At 44.4% G+C, this 17,810-nt stretch carries 21 protein-coding genes; 10 read left to right on the top strand and 11 right to left on the bottom strand.

The window, feature by feature from the left end; translation table 11 throughout:
- Positions 1-51 precede the first annotated feature (51 nt).
- Entirely contained in the window at positions 52-594 is a 543-nt protein-coding gene (locus EKO24_RS08490; RefSeq protein WP_127030202.1) for a cytochrome c oxidase assembly protein, read from the top strand.
- Between the two features lie 12 nt (positions 595-606).
- A complete protein-coding gene (locus EKO24_RS08485) occupies positions 607-1,470 on the top strand; it encodes a cytochrome c oxidase subunit 3 (RefSeq protein WP_127030203.1) in 864 nt (287 codons plus the stop codon).
- A 69-nt stretch (positions 1,471-1,539) separates the two neighbouring features.
- Here the strand turns inward: EKO24_RS08485 and EKO24_RS08480 are convergent, their stop codons facing one another.
- Positions 1,540-1,788: a twin transmembrane helix small protein gene (locus EKO24_RS08480; RefSeq protein ID WP_127030204.1), complete on the bottom strand. Its 249-nt coding sequence runs from the start codon at positions 1,786-1,788 to the stop codon at positions 1,540-1,542.
- A gap of 106 nt (positions 1,789-1,894) precedes the next feature.
- Between EKO24_RS08480 and EKO24_RS08475 the strand changes: the two genes are divergently transcribed.
- The 6 genes from EKO24_RS08475 (at position 1,895) to rpoH (ending at position 7,792) form a co-directional block, all read left to right on the top strand.
- On the top strand, positions 1,895-2,617 hold the full coding sequence (locus EKO24_RS08475) for an SURF1 family protein (RefSeq protein ID WP_127030205.1): 723 nt from the start codon (positions 1,895-1,897) through the stop codon (positions 2,615-2,617).
- A complete protein-coding gene (locus EKO24_RS08470) occupies positions 2,598-3,194 on the top strand; it encodes a hypothetical protein (RefSeq protein WP_127030222.1) in 597 nt (198 codons plus the stop codon). Before EKO24_RS08475 ends, EKO24_RS08470 begins: the two co-directional genes overlap by 20 nt.
- Before the next feature lie 12 nt (positions 3,195-3,206).
- Positions 3,207-5,201: a signal recognition particle-docking protein FtsY gene (gene ftsY / locus EKO24_RS08465; RefSeq protein WP_127030206.1), complete on the top strand. Its 1,995-nt coding sequence runs from the start codon at positions 3,207-3,209 to the stop codon at positions 5,199-5,201.
- An 8-nt stretch (positions 5,202-5,209) separates the two neighbouring features.
- Positions 5,210-5,866, top strand: a complete 657-nt coding sequence (ftsE, locus tag EKO24_RS08460) for a cell division ATP-binding protein FtsE (RefSeq protein WP_127030207.1) — start codon at positions 5,210-5,212, stop codon at positions 5,864-5,866.
- Positions 5,867-6,868, top strand: coding sequence for a permease-like cell division protein FtsX (ftsX, locus tag EKO24_RS08455; protein ID WP_127030208.1), 1,002 nt, complete (start codon positions 5,867-5,869; stop codon positions 6,866-6,868).
- A 66-nt stretch (positions 6,869-6,934) separates the two neighbouring features.
- A complete protein-coding gene (gene rpoH / locus EKO24_RS08450) occupies positions 6,935-7,792 on the top strand; it encodes an RNA polymerase sigma factor RpoH (RefSeq protein WP_127030209.1) in 858 nt (285 codons plus the stop codon).
- Between the two features lie 144 nt (positions 7,793-7,936).
- Here rpoH and EKO24_RS08445 read toward each other — a convergent pair whose 3' ends face one another.
- The 10 genes from EKO24_RS08445 to EKO24_RS08400 all read right to left on the bottom strand — a co-directional run bounded on the left by EKO24_RS08445 (position 7,937) and on the right by EKO24_RS08400 (position 15,423).
- A complete protein-coding gene (locus EKO24_RS08445) occupies positions 7,937-8,170 on the bottom strand; it encodes a TIGR02647 family protein (RefSeq protein WP_127030210.1) in 234 nt (77 codons plus the stop codon).
- Positions 8,171-8,240: 70 nt separating this feature from the next.
- Positions 8,241-8,930: an O-methyltransferase gene (locus EKO24_RS08440; RefSeq protein ID WP_127030211.1), complete on the bottom strand. Its 690-nt coding sequence runs from the start codon at positions 8,928-8,930 to the stop codon at positions 8,241-8,243.
- Between the two features lie 112 nt (positions 8,931-9,042).
- Positions 9,043-10,056, bottom strand: a complete 1,014-nt coding sequence (locus tag EKO24_RS08435) for a GGDEF domain-containing protein (RefSeq protein WP_127030212.1) — start codon at positions 10,054-10,056, stop codon at positions 9,043-9,045.
- Between the two features lie 158 nt (positions 10,057-10,214).
- The gene (locus tag EKO24_RS08430; protein WP_127030213.1) at positions 10,215-11,090 is read right to left on the bottom strand and encodes a fructosamine kinase family protein; all 876 of its coding nucleotides are present in this window, start codon (positions 11,088-11,090) and stop codon (positions 10,215-10,217) included.
- Positions 11,090-11,593: a YgjP-like metallopeptidase domain-containing protein gene (locus EKO24_RS08425; RefSeq protein ID WP_127030214.1), complete on the bottom strand. Its 504-nt coding sequence runs from the start codon at positions 11,591-11,593 to the stop codon at positions 11,090-11,092. Before EKO24_RS08425 ends, EKO24_RS08430 begins: the two co-directional genes overlap by 1 nt.
- Before the next feature lie 6 nt (positions 11,594-11,599).
- A complete protein-coding gene (locus EKO24_RS08420; RefSeq protein ID WP_127030215.1) occupies positions 11,600-12,532 on the bottom strand; it encodes a hypothetical protein in 933 nt (310 codons plus the stop codon).
- Between the two features lie 120 nt (positions 12,533-12,652).
- Entirely contained in the window at positions 12,653-13,543 is an 891-nt protein-coding gene (locus tag EKO24_RS08415; RefSeq protein ID WP_127030216.1) for a carbon-nitrogen hydrolase, read from the bottom strand.
- 94 nt (positions 13,544-13,637) lie between these two features.
- Positions 13,638-14,255, bottom strand: coding sequence for a DUF2238 domain-containing protein (locus EKO24_RS08410; RefSeq protein WP_127030217.1), 618 nt, complete (start codon positions 14,253-14,255; stop codon positions 13,638-13,640).
- Between the two features lie 22 nt (positions 14,256-14,277).
- Entirely contained in the window at positions 14,278-14,706 is a 429-nt protein-coding gene (locus tag EKO24_RS08405) for a glutaredoxin family protein (RefSeq protein ID WP_127030218.1), read from the bottom strand.
- Positions 14,707-14,730: 24 nt separating this feature from the next.
- Positions 14,731-15,423, bottom strand: coding sequence for a DUF3313 domain-containing protein (locus EKO24_RS08400; protein ID WP_127030219.1), 693 nt, complete (start codon positions 15,421-15,423; stop codon positions 14,731-14,733).
- A gap of 333 nt (positions 15,424-15,756) precedes the next feature.
- On the opposite strand from EKO24_RS08400, the gene EKO24_RS08395 reads away from it, so the two are divergent.
- Both EKO24_RS08395 and EKO24_RS08390 read left to right on the top strand, forming a co-directional pair.
- The gene (locus tag EKO24_RS08395; RefSeq protein ID WP_143733203.1) at positions 15,757-16,248 is read left to right on the top strand and encodes a DUF4007 family protein; all 492 of its coding nucleotides are present in this window, start codon (positions 15,757-15,759) and stop codon (positions 16,246-16,248) included.
- 49 nt (positions 16,249-16,297) lie between these two features.
- Positions 16,298-17,746: an STY4851/ECs_5259 family protein gene (locus EKO24_RS08390; protein WP_127030221.1), complete on the top strand. Its 1,449-nt coding sequence runs from the start codon at positions 16,298-16,300 to the stop codon at positions 17,744-17,746.
- Positions 17,747-17,810 lie beyond the last annotated feature (64 nt).

Below are 17,810 nucleotides of genomic sequence, written 5' to 3'. Positions count from 1 at the left end.
TGCAATTGCAGTCATTATTTATGTCTTTGCAGTGATAAGAGCAGTTTCTCAATGAACGAAAGCGTTACAAAAAAAAACGCAAATTTGGTTCGGCTGCTGGTGTTTGTTGTTTTGGGAATGTTTGGGTTTGGCTATGCTCTGGTTCCGCTTTATGATGTTTTGTGTGAAGTAACGGGGCTCAATGGAAAAGTCGAATCGTCCGCTATTAAGGAAGTTGGCTACGAAGTTGATAAAAACAGAGAGATTACCGTAGAGTTTATGACCGCATTGAACGAAGCAACGCCAATGGTGTTTCGTCCGGAAATGAAAAAAATAAAAGTTCATCCCGGCGAATATTATACGGTGAATTTTTATGCGGAAAATAAGACCGACAAAGTAATGGTTGCCCGGGCGATTCCAAGTATTTCGCCCGGAGCAGTTGCTGAATTTTTTAAAAAAACAGAGTGTTTTTGTTTTTCAGAGCAAACATTCAAAGCGCGGGAAGGGCGAACAATGCCGGTGCGTTTTGTCGTTAATCCTGAGATTCCAAAGGAATATAAAACAATTACGCTTGCATACACATTTTTTGATAATACTGAAACATCAGTAAAATGAGAGAGGAAGGTCATGTCTACAAATAACGATTATTACATTCCGCATAAAGCCACCTGGCCTGTTATCGGCACTGGCGGTTTGTTAATGATGCTGGCTGGATTTGCAAATTATTTAAATGGCTCATCTGCCGGTACGGCCTGGATGGGGTTGGGGCTGGCTGTGTTTATTATCATGCTGGCCGGATGGTTTACCTTGCAGGCCGGTGAAAGCGAATCAGGCATGTATAGTACGCAGGTTGGTATTTCCTATCGTATGGGCATGATGTGGTTTATCTTTTCGGAAATCATGTTCTTTGCCGTATTCTTCGGCGCGCTTTGGTATACGCGTAATTTATCGGTGCCATGGTTAGGTGGAGAGGGAACCAAAGCGGCGACGAAAGAACTGCTATGGCCTGCTTTTGAAGCAGTTTGGCCTACCAATGGTCCGGGCAAAGTCGGTGGCAATTTTGAGTCTATGGGAGCATGGGGCTTACCTTTCTTAAATACCTTAATATTGTTAACCAGCGGTGTATCCTGCACTTGGGCGCATCACGGCCTGCTTGCAAAAAATCGTGATCAATTAATTAAAGGATTAGCGGTTACTGTAGGTTTAGGGCTTTTGTTTGTCGCATTCCAGGCATCCGAGTATCATGAAGCTTATACTGAAATGGGCTTGACTTTGGGATCAGGGATTTATGGATCTACCTTTTTTATGTTAACCGGCTTTCACGGTTTCCATGTCTGCGTAGGCGCTATTATCCTGAGTGTTGTGTTATTTCGAAGCTGGAAAGGCCATTTCCAACCCGAGAATCATTTCGCCTTTGAAGCGGCGGCTTGGTACTGGCATTTTGTTGACGTAGTATGGTTAGGATTATTTATATTTGTTTATGTAATTTAATTTAAACAGCTATACCAAAAAAAGCGCTGTCTAATAGACAGCGCTTTTTTTTTTGCCGGGAAGGATTTTTTATTTGGAAGCAGCAGCCGGAGTTTGGTGCATTCGAGCGCCTAGGCCATGAGGCGTGAACAAGCCGGTTGCAAAAGCAATAAAAATGAAAATAAACAATAGGATTGAAAGTGCAATGCGAAAAGTCAATGCTTTAGCTGTTTTTTCGGATTGCTCCTGAGTCTTATGTTTAACCAGATGGAATAGCGCTGAGCCCAGGCTGATAATTATCAGAATAAAGGCGATAACAACGATGCTTTTTATAATCATGAGAGTAGTTATGTTCGTTAATAGAGAAATTTTTTGTATTCTCGGTTATTTAGAAGCTTGTGCCAATAGAATAAACAAAAAAGCATGATTACTCGGATACTAGTCAATGAAGTTTAAAATCATTCCAACAGTGGTTTATCTAAGTCTGTTAGCGGTATTAATTGCGTTGGGAATGTGGCAATTAGACCGCGCAGAGCAGAAACGAGTCTTTCTGAAAGCTCAAGAACAAGCCGCGGCAACAGAAACGCTGCATTTGTCGTCAGCGGTTGAAAATAGTATAGAAGGGCTGAGATATAGGAATGTTGAAGCTACAGGACGCTACGATGTAGCCCATCAGTTTTTGATAGATAATCAAATCAGTGACGGAAAGGTAGGTTACTTTGTCTTGACCCCCTTTATATTGACAGGCGAAACCAAGGCTGTTTTGGTAAACAGGGGCTGGATTCCACTAAATAAAGACCGGTCGATTCCTTCTGGTTTGGAGGTTAAACAAGCAGAAGCAATTATCGCAGGACGAATTAATAATTTTCCAAGCGTTGGTATAAAATTAGCCGGAGCGGAAATTCCAACCGAGGGTTGGCCATCAATAGTTCAGGTGGTTGATATTAATGTCTTGGCTAGAAAATTAGGTTATTCATTGCTCCCGTTCCAGATTGAACTGGCTAAAGAATTGCCTGATGGCTATAAGCGGGAATGGCATACATCGACCATTATGCAACCCGAGCAACATACAGCTTATGCAATTCAGTGGTTTGCATTGGCATTGACTCTAACAATATTATTTATTTGGTACAGTTTTAAAAAGAATGATGCAAAATCAAAAGAATAAAAATCATATATTAATTTTGGTTATCTTTGGGATGTCGGTTATCCCATTTTTAATCGCTTGGGGGCTAAAAGAGCATCCTCAGCTCTTAAACGGGCAAACGAATCATGGGCAGTTAATAACGCCACCATTGACAACAGAACGCTCAGACTTGAGCGGCTTTGATCAGTTTTCAACCGACAATATGTCCGAACTTAGCGGTCACTGGCTGTTGGTAAATGTAATTCCCAATAGTGACTGTAATGATGTTTGCATTGAAGCTATCCATAAGACCAGGCAAATCCGGTTGATGTTAAACAAAGAGCTTACCCGTACGCGGCGAGTTGTTGTGGTATTAAAAGATGTTGCGCCGGAAACCGCGAATAAATGGTGGGAAGATGACAGGACTTTATTGAAAGTTAAGCCTAATGATATGTTTGTAAAGAAAGTTTCTTCACTTAAACAGGGCAATATACCGGATGGAATGCTTTTATTAATGGATCCGTTGGGTAATTTAATGATGCAGTATGAGCCGGGTTTCGATCCTTATGATGTAAAGAGCGATCTCATGCATCTTTTACGAATCTCACAAATCGGATAGTGGAAAATAAAAATGTTTAGAAAAATAACTTCGTTTGCTGTTGTTCTCGCGTTAATAGTCATCGTAGCCGGCTCATACGTCCGGCTATCGGGGGCAGGTCTGGGGTGTCCTGATTGGCCCGGATGTTATGGGCAAGCCATTGTTAGCGATCAAGCCGATTTTAAAGCGCATGCTGCTGAGGCATTTCCCGGCCAGACTCCGGATGTTGAAAAAGCTTTGAAGGAAATGAGCCACCGTTACTTGGCGGCGACCTTAGGAATAACTGTTTTATTGTTGGCGTTGCTTTCGTGGCGTCAGCAACAAATCCGGTTAGCGGCCGTTACCGCTACATCGGGTTTAGTGCTTTTGGTGGGATTGCAGGCGGCTTTAGGAATGTGGGCCGTAAAATTCCACGTTATGCCTATTATTGTAACCGGGCATTTGTTGTTGGCAATGATGGCTTTCTGGCTGCTGTTTTGGCTGTATTTGAGGGTTAATCCGAAAGTTTCTCTATTAACTATACGCAATAACGGCTTGGCTGTATTTTCCCGGCTTGCAATGCTGGTCTTATTTTTGGAGATCATTTTAGGCGGCTGGGTTAGCGCCAATTATGCGGCTTTAGCCTGCTCGGGATTCCCTCAGTGTAATGGCTCATGGTGGCCTCAAGCCGATTACCAAACGGCATTGAATTTCTTTAGCGGTTTAAATACAGGTTATACCGGTGTTATAGCGTTCGATGCACAAGTGGCTGCAAATTGGCTGCATAGGGTTGGGGCGCTGGCCAGTTTTATCGTACTCACCTTGTTGATGTTGAACGCTACATCCGAGCATCATTCAAAGCCAATAAGAAGATCCGGTTTATGGTTGAGCGTGCTGCTATTGATGCAGATCGGATCGGGTATTGTTGGCGTGAGGTTTGGAGAACCTTTGTGGGCGGCCATTGTTCATAATGGCTTTGCCGCGTTGCTGATGTTGCCGTTGATTGCCATCGGTTTTTATAGTCGATATGGTTATGCTGAAGAACTGGAGCCTCGAGTAGAGGTTCAGACGCGTCGCGAAGGTGTAATTGTTCCTATAGAGGAAGAAGCTTATCCGGCAGCGGAACCTGAGTCGTTATATTTACGTCTTAAAACACAGCTAAAGCGGACTCGTTCGGGACTTAGCGGCGTTTTGGCGCATATGCCTATCGGTCGGCAGGAAATTGACAAGGATTTACTGGAAGAAATCGAAGCCAGTTTGTTAATGGCCGATATAGGTATTGATGCGACTACAGAAATAATCAAACGTTTAACGGAACGTGTTGAACGGCGCCAGCTCAATGACGGCGAGGCGTTGACAGCCGCTTTAAAGCAGGAGTTACTGAGTATGCTTCGTCCTTGCAGCAAAAACTTGCATATCCCCAAGCAGGACAAGCCTTTTGTTATTTTAGTCGTCGGCGTCAATGGAGCGGGTAAAACCACTACTATCGGCAAACTGGCTAAACGTTTGCAGACACAAGGCCATAGTGTCATGTTAGCTGCAGGCGATACGTTTAGAGCTGCTGCTGTCGAGCAATTACAAACTTGGGGCGAGCGTAATAATATTCATGTCGTCGCTCAGCACACCGGAGCCGATTCGGCATCGGTTATTTACGACGCGGTACAGTCGGCGCAGGCAAAAGGTATCAATGTCTTAATTGCCGATACTGCAGGGCGCTTGCATACCAAATCCAACCTGATGGATGAGTTGAAAAAAGTAAAACGCATTATGAGTAAACTGGATGAAACCGCGCCTCATGAAGTGTTGTTGGTACTGGACGCCGGTACCGGGCAAAATGCCTTGTCGCAAGCAAAACTGTTTAATGAGGCTGTGTCGTTGACAGGTTTGGCCTTGACCAAACTTGACGGTACCGCAAAGGGCGGCGTGATTTTCGCGCTGGCTAAACAGTTCGGAATCCCCATCCGTTTTATAGGAATAGGCGAAGGTATAGACGATCTGCAGGATTTCGATGCAGATGCTTTTGTAGATGCGTTATTTGTCAAAGACTAAAGAAGCTTATGTTAAAGTTTGATAATGTCAGTATGAGGTATCCTGGCGCAGGCGATGTTTTGCGCAATGTCAGTTTTCATCTGCAGCGTAATGAAATGGCTTTCCTGACAGGGCATTCAGGTGCTGGAAAAAGTACATTATTGAAATTGATTGCAGTGATTGAGCGTTGCAGCCGCGGGCAGGTTATATTGGACGGCCAGAATCTCAATCAGGCTAAGGACAGGCAAATTCCTTTTATACGCAGGAAAGTGGGATTGATCTTCCAAGATTACAAATTGCTGCAGGATAGAACGGTTTTCGATAATGTTGCATTACCGCTAGTGATAGCCGGTTACGGGCATCACGAAGTTTCCCGAAGGGTAAGGGCGTCATTGGATAAAGTCGGCCTATTAGGCAAAGAAAAAAAATATCCGGCAGTGCTGTCCGGCGGCGAACAGCAGCGAGTCGGCATTGCAAGAGCGGTAGTTAATAAGCCGCCGATGATTTTGGCCGATGAGCCGACCGGAAACCTTGACCCTGAATTGTCTGCGGAGATAATGCATTTGTTCGAACAGTTTCAACAGGTGGGCGTCACCATATTAATTGCCTCACATGATATTTCATTGATTGCTCAAATGAACCATCGGATATTAAAGCTGGACCACGGCCAATTGGTGGCAAGTTAAATGATGAAGCACGTTGTTAACAAAAAAGTAGGTAAGCAGGAGCCGCGCTGGCAAACGAAAATTTCCGGTGGAAATTTTGTCGATAAATTTCACGCTTATCGGAATCTTCATGCGCATGCATTGTTTTCGAGTCTTGGGCGATTACTTGCATCGCGTTTTTCTTTTGTAATGACGATTATTGTGTTGGCTATTGCCATCTCACTAGCCAGCGGTTTTTATATTTTGGTGGTGAACCTCCAGCAGTTGGCAGGTAATTTGGAAGCCAGCAATCAGATTTCTTTGTTTCTTAAAGACGAAATTTCAGAGACAAGAGCGAACAAGTTTGTTAACAGCATTAAGCAGAATCCCGATATTCAAGAAGTTAAGTTAATTACAAAGGATGAGGCGTTGGCGGAATTTCAGGCATACAGCGGCTTCGGTGATGCGGTAAAAGCCCTGGAGAATAACCCGTTGCCGCTTGTTGTTCAGGTATTGCCCAAAAACTCATTGAAAGAAGAGCAGGCGCTTGAGGCTTTGCTTGACGATTTCAAGCGATCCGCGGAAGTTGATTTCGCACAGATGGATATGCAATGGGTCAAACGCTTACAGTCTATTATGGAAGTCGCGGAGCGTGGCGTTGTTTTATTGAGCTTGTTGCTGGGGGCCGGGGTGTTGTTTATTACAGCCAATACCATACGCTTGGAAGTGCATAATCGTCGCGATGAAGTCGTGATCGCAAAACTGGTGGGCGCGACCAACGGCTTTATTCACAGGCCATTCTTGTACAGTGGTTTTTGGATTGGTTTTTTTTCCGGTGTCGCTGCATGGTTTATTGTCACAATAATCATGCTGATTTTGAAACAACCTATTGAAAAACTCTCCGGGCTCTACGATGACGGTTTCCGTGTACTGTTCTTTGGCTTTACTGAAACTCTGGCATTGTTATTCATTTCGTCTGTATTAGGCGTGGTAGGTTCTTGGATAGTGCTTCATTTCCAACTTCGACAATTAAAACCCGAGTAGAAAATTATTAGCACTCTTCGTTAGAGAGTGCTAGAATTCAAAAAAAGTTTCTTACAGGGGGTTTCAATGAGTAACGCATTAGCTTTACCTATTAATTTATCAGTCGGAACATTCGATGCTTATTTAAATGTTGTTAGGCAAATGCCTAAATTGACAGTCGAACAGGAACGCGAGTTAGCTGTAAAGTTTAGAGATAACGGCGACTTGGAAGCGGCACGCGAGCTGGTTATGACCAACTTACGTTTCGTCGTCCATGTGGCTAGAGGTTACAGTGGATATGGTTTGTCTATGCCGGATATTATTCAGGAAGGGAATATCGGCTTGATGAAAGCGGTTAAACGTTTTGATCCTGACATAGGCGTACGTTTAGTGTCCTTTGCCGTACATTGGATTAAAGCTGAAATTCACGAATATGTTATTAAGAATTGGGCTATTGTAAAAATCGCCACAACCAAAGCGCAACGCAAACTGTTTTTTAACTTACGTAAGTCTAAACAGGATGTCGGCTGGTTATCCAATGACGAAGCTGCGGCGATTGCCAAGGATCTCGATGTCGATGTAAGTTCCGTTTACGAGATGGAAAAACGCTTGGGAAATAGGGACATGTCATTTGACATGCCGGCTGACGAGTCAACGGAAGAAAGCTATGTTGCTCCTGCCAGCTATCTTCATCAGCACGGTGCCGATCCGGCAGTGCTGCTTGAGAATTCGGATTGGGAAGGGCATGAGCAGGATGTATTGGCCGATGCGCTGGCTGAGCTGGATGAACGTAGCCTGGATATTCTCTCAAGTCGTTGGTTAGTCGACAAAAAAGCTACATTGCACGAGCTTGCCGAACGTTACAACGTTTCTGCGGAAAGGATCAGGCAATTAGAGCAAAATGCGATGAAAAAATTGAGAGCGGCGGTTGAGCTGGCGGCTTAAATTAAAGCTGAGTTGAACAGCTTGCCTGTTCAAACGAAACGGGTATAAACGGTAATTGAACAATAACAAAAAAGGCTTAGCGCTGGAATCGCTAAGCCTTTTTTATTGCTCGCGGTTTGATATATAACCGTTCGGGTTATGGTTTTAAGTCTTGAGTATATTCAGGACTGTTTGGGCCTGCTTTGCGGTTTCAAGGCCTAGATTGGTTAGATAGCCCCCATCGTCCTGGGATATGAGGCCTTTTAAGAATAGTCGATGAGTGGCGGCAATTGCTTCCGGGGAGGCTGTTTTATGTACCTTAATTCCTTCCTGAGTGGTAGCCAGGTTGTAGCGAACAAGAATGTTCAGTTCTTCCACAATATCTTGGGTATAGGGCATTGGTAAATCCTCATGACTCATTGATGTAAGGCAGTAGCATAATGTTATTTATAAAGAAGAAATATCTTTTTTATACGGTCTTTTTTCTTGCGACGATTACTCCGTCACGGCTAGGATTGATAAAAGTATCGAATTCGGGATCATTAAAGATCAGCTTATTATGTTCAATGATCGCTTCGGTCCAGCCTGGAAAAATATCGGTATGTTTTTCAACGGCAACTCGTCCCCGCCAAAGCACATTATCGGCAATATAAAGCCCGCCGGGGCGAATCCTGTCTTTAGCCATACGCCAGATTTCAGGATAATCGCCTTTATCGACGTCGTTATAGCAGATGTCGAACAGCCCTTCGGTTTGAGAAAATACATCTTGAGCAATGCCCGACCGAAAATCGATTCGATCCCATAAACCGGCAGTACTGAGATATTGTTCGGCTTTTTCTTGATTCAGGAAGTCGGCGTCGGTACAGATTACTTTACCTTTTGGGCCTACCGCTCTTGCAAACCAATAGGCTGAGTATCCGTAGCCGCTGCCGAATTCGAATACCCGTTCGGCATTAATCATTTTAGCCTGCGTCTCAATGAACACGCCGACTAGACGGCCAATGATAGGGAAGTTATTTTTTTGGGCAAGTGCTTCCATTTCCGTCAATACAGGATGATCTGTATTTTGCAGCAAGCTATGCATGTAATTTTCGATAGCCGGATTGACCGGAATCAGCATGCCTGGATTTGAAACAGTTGGGGATTTTATATCGGCCATTAGCTTTTCCTCATGAATGATAACAAGTGTGATTGACCGCCACTATCCTAGTATTATAGATGAGGAGGCGAGCGTGTATTTTAGCTTGATCAAGGGTTAACTGTGTACTGCGCTAAAATAACTCGATTTCACTGAGATCGTTATCATCTGTAAAAATAGATATATCCTCATATAATACCACTCTGTTTCTACCGTTGTCCTTGGCATAGTAAAGCGCTTTATCGGCATGATCCAACTGCGTCGTGGGCATCGATCTACCGTCAACATGCGTTAAACCAACGCTGACGGTGATGCGCCCAACATTAGGAAAGGTATAATTCGCAACCACGTCCCGGAAACGGTTAAAAGCCGCGATAGCTGTTTCCTGGCTGGCCAAGTTCAGGATGACAACGAATTCTTCGCCGCCGAAACGAAATAGAAAATCATTATAGCGAAAGCATTTCTCCATCAATTGACTGAATATCAGTAATACTTCGTCCCCATACAAATGCCCGAAATCATCATTAACCCGTTTGAAATGATCAATGTCCAGTATGGCAATCCAGGAGCTTTTTTCTTCTGACTTATCAATGATCTGGTAGTCGCTGTAATGTTCGCAAACTTGTAACAAGCGGGCATCTAAAGATTGCCGATTAGGTAGTTTGGTAAGTACATCCCGCTCTTTAGTGTCATGTAATATGACTAAATTTCGATACATTTCCCGTAAATTATTCAGCAACTCAATCATTTTCCGGTTAAATGCACCTTCCAGATGAATAGCGCGTTCAGGGCCGCAACTTCCTCTTATTGAAAAGATGGCCCAGGCATGTAAGCCGGATTCATCCGGTGGGCTAAGATGCAAGTCAGTTGAATGATCAAGTTCGGCAAATAGACTATTATGATCTTCTTCTTCGTAATTTCTGGTGAAATCAAGAGGAAAGCGCTTGATCAATAGTTCAGGAACAGTCTTGGTTTCTCCGGTTTTTTTTCTTTCGTGGTGATAAATCTCATAAATAGCCGAGTTATCGATCCAGGTAATCTCGTCAAGAATATCTAAGAATTTATATGTTAACGCCTGATAATCTTGCTGAACAGTCAACTGTATAGACCAGCAAAAAACTTGTTGTACTGTCAGGTTGAGACTCATCGATACTCAGGTGCAATATAAAAGATCAATTATGTGGCTTCTATGTGAAAAACGAGACATCATCCGCAACATTTTATACTATTTAGTGTGTGGGATTTATCCTAATTTTAAGGTTGAGCGGTTTTTTATTTTGATTTACTACCGAAAAAGTGGTTTTATCAATTGACCAACAGCTTATTGAGCATGTTTTCTGCCTGATAGAGATAGCTTCGTCCGAACAAATTCAGGTGGTTGAGTATGTGATATAAGTTATATAGCGTTTTCCTGCGCGCATAGCCCGAATCCAACGGATAAACGGTTTGATAGGCTTGATAGAAAGCCGGACCGAAGCCGCCGAATAATTCGGTCATTGCCAGATCGGTTTCACGGTCGCCAAAGTAACAGGCCGGGTCAAAAATAACCGGATTACCTTGCTCATCTGCCGCCGCGTTACCGCTCCATAAATCGCCATGCACTAACGCCGGTTGCGGCCGGTAACCTGAAAATAACGCTTCTAAACGAGTACAGAGTTTTTCACCCAGTGTTTGCAAACTACCGTCATAACCTTTAGAGGCCGCCAGATTTAATTGATAGCCTAAACGCTGTTCTTGCCAGAATTTAATCCAGTCGTGATACTGGCCGTTGACCTGTGCCGTGCTGCCGATGGTATTGTCTTGGTGCCACCCGAAATATGGTTGTTTATGAAGATGCAGTTGCGCCAGTTGTTGGCCCAACAACTGTTCGGAACGGGCATTTAGACTATGCAGGGTAATATGCTCAAGCACTAAAAAAGCATGTTCGGATGTTTGTCCGCAAGCAATAAACTTGGGTATGCGGATGGACCGGGTTTGCGCCAAGACTTCCAACCCCGCCGCTTCGGCTTCAAACATCGGCAACCGTTCTGGTTTGTTCATTTTGACAAAAAAGCTCAGATCAGCCGATTGTAAGCGGTAAGCCGCATTAATATCGCCACCGGAGAGCGGCTGCGCCTTAAGCAATTTAAAAGGTTGCTGAGTCGCTGATTCAATATGCCGGATAATCGCTTGCCAATTCATCAGTACAGTCTCCCGAATAAATCTATATGAGTCAGATACAGCCTCAGGTCGAACTCGAACCGGTGATAAGAAGGCTCCATATGCTCGCATAGTTTGTAAAACGACTTGTTATGATCTTTTTCCTTTAAATGCGCCAGTTCATGGACGACGATCATCCGTAAAAATTCCAGCGGCACATTTTTAAATAGCGAAGCTACCCGGATTTCATTTTTAGCCTTGTGCTTGCTGCCTTGGACCCGGGAAATAAACGTATGAAGGCCCAGCGCATGATGAAGATCTTTAATCTTATCGTCGTAAATCACCTTGCTGAGCGGCTGGGATTGTTTTAGCGAAGCGTTCTTGATGTCAACGGTATAAGCATACAACGCTTTATCCGTCCTGATCGTATGAGCGGCCGGGTATCTTTTCAGCAGCGTTTCGCCCAGTTTATTGTTGTCGATCAACTGGTGCACTTGGGCGGTTATAGGATCAGGATAGCCGATTAAATACTTCAAGTCCGTCATGGCGAATTACTTCAGCGTATTCACAATTTGCTCCAGCGGAGCCAGCGAAATAAGCGCTCTGTAGAGAATGGTTTTGTCTTCCATCAGACCGTAACATTCGTAATGATAAGGTGATTCTATTGCACTGCCTATACCGTCTTTCTTTGGTTCGGGAGGTATTTGCCTGATCAGTATATACAGCGCTTCGCCGGATTTTAGTTTGGTAAGATAGCTGCGATCGATACTGATCTTATGCGACATATACACCAGCGGATTGCGTTCGAAATCGTGCTTTTCTAAAACCGCTTTTTCCAGCAACGCGCTGGATATCAGGCTGCACGGAAATATTTCGGGAAATACGACTTTATTTTTAAACGGGTCGAAGAAAGCATCCTGATCGACCAGGGAACCGCACAAAAAGTTTTTTGCGTTACTGGTAGTAATATATTTCCGCTTCAAGAAAAAACTGCTGCCGGCTATAAAAGACCGGTCGGGATGCTGACTCAGCGCACCAAATTGCGGAAGCTCGGGAATAGTCAGAAATAAAGCAAATTTGGATTCGGTTTTATAGCCCAGCAAAGCCAGTTCGCCATCCGACTTAACCGTAATCCGGTTGCTGAGTATCGTCTCGGGGTCTTCCTTAAATTTCGAGGGTTTGATATCGACCGATACCACCTGTCCGGGCTTGACCGCATTAACAAATGAAAACTGGTAGTTGCTGAAGCGCAGGTTTTTATCCCTGATAAGCTTGTTTTCTTTATATAGCTTGCGATGCAGGAAAACTTTATGTTCAAGCAACGATTCCACTTGAAAACCGAGCGCAATTGGGCCGTTAAATGGATTGCGATTGATGCGCAACCACCGGTTTCTATCGTGAAACAAATTGAAATCATCCGTTGCATTACGTGCAACATCAATGTGTATTTGACTAAAAACATCCGAACTGTCTGACGTAGGCATAATTAAGTTTCCGGTAACTATTGAGCGCTATCAAATGCAATGGAACGCGGATGACGTGGTTTGAAAGGTGAACGGCGAAAAGCGAATTTTTTCGCTTTTCGCCGTTGTTGCATTAGTGCCTCAATCGATAAAACGCTTAGTCAAATTGCCATATTCATCAATCCGGCGGTCGCGCAGAAACGGCCATATCTGCCGGACTCGTTCAGACCTTGCGCTATCAAGCGTATAGCTCAGCACTTTGGCTTCCGAGTCATTGGCGCTGGTAAGAATTTCACCTTGCGGACCGGCGATAAAACTGTTGCCCCAGAAATTAATACCCGTACCTGTCGTCGAATTCGGCGCCTGCTCAAAGCCGATCCGGTTGCAGGAAATAACCGGAATGCCGTTGGCGACGGCATGGGCGCGCTGAACGGTAATCCAGGCATCCAACTGGCGTTGTTGTTCTTCAACTGTATCTTCAGGGTCCCAGCCTATCGCGGTCGGGTAAATCAACAGGTCCGCGCCGGCCAAAGCCATCAGTCTGGCAGCCTCGGGGTACCATTGATCCCAACATACCAATACGCCTAATTTACCGATCGAGGTTTCGATGGGCTTAAAACCCAAATCGCCGGGAGTGAAATAGTATTTTTCGTAAAAGCCCGGATCGTCGGGAATATGCATTTTACGGTACTTGCCGGCAATACTGCCGTCCTTGTCGAAAACCACGGCAGTATTGTGATAAAGCCCAGGCGCGCGCTTTTCGAAAATAGTCGACACGATAACAATACCCAGTTCTCTAGCCACATCCGATAAAATCGCAGTGGTCGGGCCCGGAATAGACTGGGCAAGCGTATAGTTGTTGTAATCTTCATTCTGGCAAAAATAAGGTCCCAGATGCAGTTCGGGCAATACCACCAAATCGGCGTTTGCGGCAGCGGCTTCATGGATTTTGGCTATGGAAAGATCAAGATTGGTTTGTCTGTCTTCATCGCAGGGCTGTTGCACAGCGCTAACGGTTAATGTTGATTTCATGATGGTTATCGGTAGTAGTGGTTTCTAATAGACGCTATTTTACAATGAATGAGGAATAGGAAATAACAAAACTGCTTGGCAGCGAGCACGAGAGCTATGATGGCGCTTGCGCTGAGTCAGTCGTCAACTTGCCAATCTGCCGGTCATGAATACGGTTTAACAAAACCAATGCCAGTACTGCGCCAAGCAGAGCAAAAGCCATGTCCGATTGCGTGTCCCAGACATCCCCTTGAGTGCCAAGGAACGCTTCAGCCGCTTCCTTGCTTAATAGTGCAACATACCATTCAATCAGCTCATAAAAGGCGCTGATTGCAAGACAGATGCAGATGACGAAAAATTGAAGCCATTTGATGCCCTCAACCACGCGGTTCCTGATCAGGATTTCTCTTGCGATTATCGCGGGGACAAAGCCCTGCGCAAAATGGCCGACTTTATCGTAATTATTACGGTCCAAGTTGAATGCGTTCTTTAGCCAGTCGAACAGCGGGACTTCCGCGTAAGTGTAATGGCCTCCTATCATTAAAATAAGGCTGTGTATCAAGATCAAGTTGTACGCTAAACCCGTCAGGCGGAATTGTTGGCGCGTTGCGATCAGCACGATAAAAGCGATTACCGCGGGCGCTGTTTCAAGCATCCAGGTCAGGTAATCTTTGGGCTGTATGGCCGACCATAGCAATCCTGAAAAAAATATCCCTAACCATACTTTGTTCATAGATTAGCCTCGATTGATCAGCTTATTTTTTCGCTAAAGCTTCTTGATATAAATCTTCGCTAAAACCGCGAACGGCGGCACCGTTAATAACTGCCAGCGGAACGCCGCTATAACGCGGATCAAGCTTTCTTTTGCGCGCGGCGGCATCGGCATCTTGTTCAATATCGTAAGCTGTAAAGGGAATATTATTCTTGTTCAGAAATGCCATGGCTTTTTTGCAATAAGGACACCACTTGGTCATGTAAATATCTACGGATACAGCCGATTTGCCGGCAACCGGCGCCGATTTCGTATCAAGATCGTTGCGGCTTTCGATGGAGGCCGGATTAACAGGCTTTGAACCGGAAAAATGCGCTTTCCCGTCAGCGTCGATCCATTGGTAGATTTCGGCCTGTACAGGGGAGGCAAATGCCATAACAAATAACAGGGTAAGCAGCGGCTTAATGGTCATAGTGGATTCCGGTTAAAAACAGCGTTATTCAGGCTCGGGGCAATCAGTATGCCCTTGTTTTTTACAAAGCTGATAATTTAATTGGCTCGCCCAGTATTGGTAGGCTTGTTCAACATCGTCCCAGCTGTCGAAAGCTCCCAATAAAGTTTTTCCGCCTGCCCGGCAGTCTGCCGAAGCCATCAGTAATTCGCCTGTTTGCGAGTCGGTGATTTTTCCCTCGATACTGGCCTTGCCGACATAAGATTCGGTGCCTGTCGCCAGCATTTTAAGCAACGATAATGCACGAGCGGAAGGGTAGACGGAGGTATATAAATCCAGTAACAGTATCGAGGATTCCGCATCGGTAATCGCGAATTGAATGCGTAACGTATCTGCGCCGGAATGGGCGACCAGTTTAAAATTCTTCTTTAAGGCTTCGCGCATCCTGTATTCAAGAAGTTCTTGAAGCCTGTGGTTCTCGGCATGAGTCATGTCGTTCAGGTCGGAATCGGGCAGCTTGCTGGTAATGACCGGTTCTAAAACGATCTTTTTATAAGCGGCCCAATTAGTGCCCGGTTTCCAGAAGCTTAACAAAGCGTCGCCGTCTTCACCGTCTTTAAGCAGGGAGTAATCATCAAGGAAATGCGAGGTTTCGACGTATCTGGCCTGATAAGTTCTTGCGCAACCGGCGCTGAGCAGGACAAGAATAATTATTGGAATGAGCTTAATAAACGGCATGTATAGGTAGGGTTGACTTTTCTAGGCTCATAAAAAAACTTCAACATACTTCGTATGTATAGATAATCCCCGAAACCGGAAAAAACAACTTTATAGCTCTGGGTGAAAATTTTAAAAAATAGTTTAATCTGTTTTTTAGTATTTAAAACATTAAAAATATCATAAGCCTAATAAGTTAACTTGAGTATTAGCTGTATACAATTTCATCGATATTACTAGACGTGTAAGCTTTGGCTGGCATACATCGGGCGTTTTTTGCTTCATAGTTATGCATATACACGTGATTTTCGACTCCAAAAATCTTTACCATCTAACTTAATCTACATCCAAAACATGGAAAGTTCTCTCAATTTTTTTCATAAACAGAAAGCATCATTCGGTCGCCATGAAGCCTTCGCCCTGCGCTACTCATGGCTAACCAAGGGCTTTCAAGCTTTCGACAACAAGGCTTTTTTTGCATCACCGGATAAATCCACCATTGAATTAGGCGTTGGCAAAAACATGGTCAACGTTATCAAATATTATTGCCGAAACATTGAACCAAAAATTCGTTTCAAAGGCATGGTCGCTGGCGGGGTCTTTCGGTTCGGGGAAATCATTATTTACAGCTTTTCTGGAGCATTTATTGGAGGATCAGGAAAGTCAGACAAATGTGATGGCTGGAGAAATATTGGAGTTTTACAGTCTTGCGGCTGCTGGCAAAACCACTGCACATACCAGAGGCACCAGTGCTTTTTGCATTATGCTCTTAACGCAGGCAGGTCCGAATCTTTTGCGGAAGAGTCTTTTAACTCAAGCATAGGGTCGCAGAAGCTATCGTCTTAGCAGGCATTTAGCCGAGCTTCCAAACAAATCAACTGATGAAGGATACTATATGGTACCTAAAGACTGGCTTAAGCAATTTCTCGCATCCAGACAAATAAACCACCCGGACGGGCAGCCGCTTTATCGTTACCGTCTAAACGATAGCGACTTTGAAACATTAAAAACCTCTTTGAAAACCAGCGCGTTATTCGGCGTTGCCAATCTTGCTGAAGTATCTGGTTGGAACGCTGCTTTTGTTATTTACGCTGCGGAATGGTGGCGGCGAGAATACGACGGCAGTTTGTGGTCATGGGAAAAAGTGTTTACTTCGTTCGGAGCCGATGCCAGGGAGCTAAAAACAGTGCGTCGTAATCTGGTTGTTGAATTAGGCTTACGTTATTGGAAGCGTAAGGTACGGATTATCAATGGCAGCTCCCGATATTTAGGTTCAATAGCAATCGAAGGAGGATTGCCGCTTAATCAACTGAATAACTCCAGCGGTTGGTTAGGCAGAGTATTAAAGCAGGTGATTCCCAAATACACGCGCTTGCACCATACCGGCATACACGCCGACACACTTATTAGTGAATGTGACTATATTCCGAAAAATTATCAAAATGATCAAAGCCATGCGATTTTAGGTGACATGGTAAAAACGGTGGTCGAGCTTAAACAAAAATACCGATTGCACGAACATAGCAATCCTGTCAGTTATTTAGATCAACAGATACCCTTATGGCGAGAGCAATTTCCGTTGCCGATAGGTACAGAAGTCGGACAGAAGCTACTTTCGGATATGATTATCACTGCGGCAAAAGCCGATGATGCAGTAATGAATACACCATTTCGTGGTATCCGGCGTGTGCGCGATGATGGCCTCTTGCAATTACAGCTTGAATTTGCAAGTTTTATTGCCTTGGAAAAACTTAATCTGCCCGAGACGATACCTTCAAGGCTGGACGTTGAGTTAATTAGCAATGACGGAGTGACACGCTCGTTAGGTGTGGCACTGAAAACTACGTATCAACAAAAATCCTCTTTAAAAATGCCGCGTCCCTCTGGGGCCGTTAAAGGCGATCAGGCTGCATACGGTTATACGATTCGATTTAAGCATTTATCGACACTTATCTATGAAACACCATTAACTGATGGCGAAGAATTGGACAATGAAGTTCCCTGGATATTTGTACAACAAAGTGACGATTGGGTATTAGAAGGCGTTGCCAGTGTTAGTACCCGCGCAAGACGGGTTAGGATTCTCTATCCAGATCGGTTAGCTTGTCCTGTAAGTGCCGAAACTCAGCACATCGCAACGATCGCTAATAAAAAACTGCTTGAAGCTAGCGGTACTATTCAATTATCAGATAATGAAAACAATTCGTTTATCATCAAAACCGCACAGGAACAGTCGGCAAATCGTTATTACTTACAAGGCGAAACGCTAAAATTTGCCAGCATGCCTAACGAAGTCTATCGAGGTTTTCCGTCTCTGAGTGCGTGTTTTAAAAGTAGCCATTGAGTTGCAAAACCTGCAAAATTTAAAATTTGCAATGGCTAAAAGAAAACACCGCAAGCGCTACCCA

Source organism: Candidatus Methylobacter oryzae (assembly GCF_003994235.2).
Taxonomy (GTDB): Bacteria; Pseudomonadota; Gammaproteobacteria; order Methylococcales; family Methylomonadaceae; genus Methylobacter_A; species Methylobacter_A oryzae.
Note: the sequence above shows the minus strand (reverse complement) of the source record. Positions and strands in the feature narration are given on the sequence as shown.

Excerpts from the sequence above, each read along its gene's own strand:
- EKO24_RS08490 (WP_127030202.1), top strand. The coding sequence starts at position 52 with ATGAACGAAAGCGTTACAAAAAAAAACGCAAATTTGGTTCGGCTGCTG.
- EKO24_RS08485 (WP_127030203.1), top strand. The coding sequence starts at position 607 with ATGTCTACAAATAACGATTATTACATTCCGCATAAAGCCACCTGGCCT.
- EKO24_RS08480 (WP_127030204.1), bottom strand. The coding sequence starts at position 1,788 with ATGATTATAAAAAGCATCGTTGTTATCGCCTTTATTCTGATAATTATC.
- EKO24_RS08475 (WP_127030205.1), top strand. The coding sequence starts at position 1,895 with ATGAAGTTTAAAATCATTCCAACAGTGGTTTATCTAAGTCTGTTAGCG.
- EKO24_RS08470 (WP_127030222.1), top strand. The coding sequence starts at position 2,598 with ATGCAAAATCAAAAGAATAAAAATCATATATTAATTTTGGTTATCTTT.
- ftsY (WP_127030206.1), top strand. The coding sequence starts at position 3,207 with ATGTTTAGAAAAATAACTTCGTTTGCTGTTGTTCTCGCGTTAATAGTC.
- ftsE (WP_127030207.1), top strand. The coding sequence starts at position 5,210 with ATGTTAAAGTTTGATAATGTCAGTATGAGGTATCCTGGCGCAGGCGAT.
- ftsX (WP_127030208.1), top strand. The coding sequence starts at position 5,867 with ATGATGAAGCACGTTGTTAACAAAAAAGTAGGTAAGCAGGAGCCGCGC.
- rpoH (WP_127030209.1), top strand. The coding sequence starts at position 6,935 with ATGAGTAACGCATTAGCTTTACCTATTAATTTATCAGTCGGAACATTC.
- EKO24_RS08445 (WP_127030210.1), bottom strand. The coding sequence starts at position 8,170 with ATGCCCTATACCCAAGATATTGTGGAAGAACTGAACATTCTTGTTCGC.
- EKO24_RS08440 (WP_127030211.1), bottom strand. The coding sequence starts at position 8,930 with ATGGCCGATATAAAATCCCCAACTGTTTCAAATCCAGGCATGCTGATT.
- EKO24_RS08435 (WP_127030212.1), bottom strand. The coding sequence starts at position 10,056 with ATGAGTCTCAACCTGACAGTACAACAAGTTTTTTGCTGGTCTATACAG.
- EKO24_RS08430 (WP_127030213.1), bottom strand. The coding sequence starts at position 11,090 with ATGAATTGGCAAGCGATTATCCGGCATATTGAATCAGCGACTCAGCAA.
- EKO24_RS08425 (WP_127030214.1), bottom strand. The coding sequence starts at position 11,593 with ATGACGGACTTGAAGTATTTAATCGGCTATCCTGATCCTATAACCGCC.
- EKO24_RS08420 (WP_127030215.1), bottom strand. The coding sequence starts at position 12,532 with ATGCCTACGTCAGACAGTTCGGATGTTTTTAGTCAAATACACATTGAT.
- EKO24_RS08415 (WP_127030216.1), bottom strand. The coding sequence starts at position 13,543 with ATGAAATCAACATTAACCGTTAGCGCTGTGCAACAGCCCTGCGATGAA.
- EKO24_RS08410 (WP_127030217.1), bottom strand. The coding sequence starts at position 14,255 with ATGAACAAAGTATGGTTAGGGATATTTTTTTCAGGATTGCTATGGTCG.
- EKO24_RS08405 (WP_127030218.1), bottom strand. The coding sequence starts at position 14,706 with ATGACCATTAAGCCGCTGCTTACCCTGTTATTTGTTATGGCATTTGCC.
- EKO24_RS08400 (WP_127030219.1), bottom strand. The coding sequence starts at position 15,423 with ATGCCGTTTATTAAGCTCATTCCAATAATTATTCTTGTCCTGCTCAGC.
- EKO24_RS08395 (WP_143733203.1), top strand. The coding sequence starts at position 15,757 with ATGGAAAGTTCTCTCAATTTTTTTCATAAACAGAAAGCATCATTCGGT.
- EKO24_RS08390 (WP_127030221.1), top strand. The coding sequence starts at position 16,298 with ATGGTACCTAAAGACTGGCTTAAGCAATTTCTCGCATCCAGACAAATA.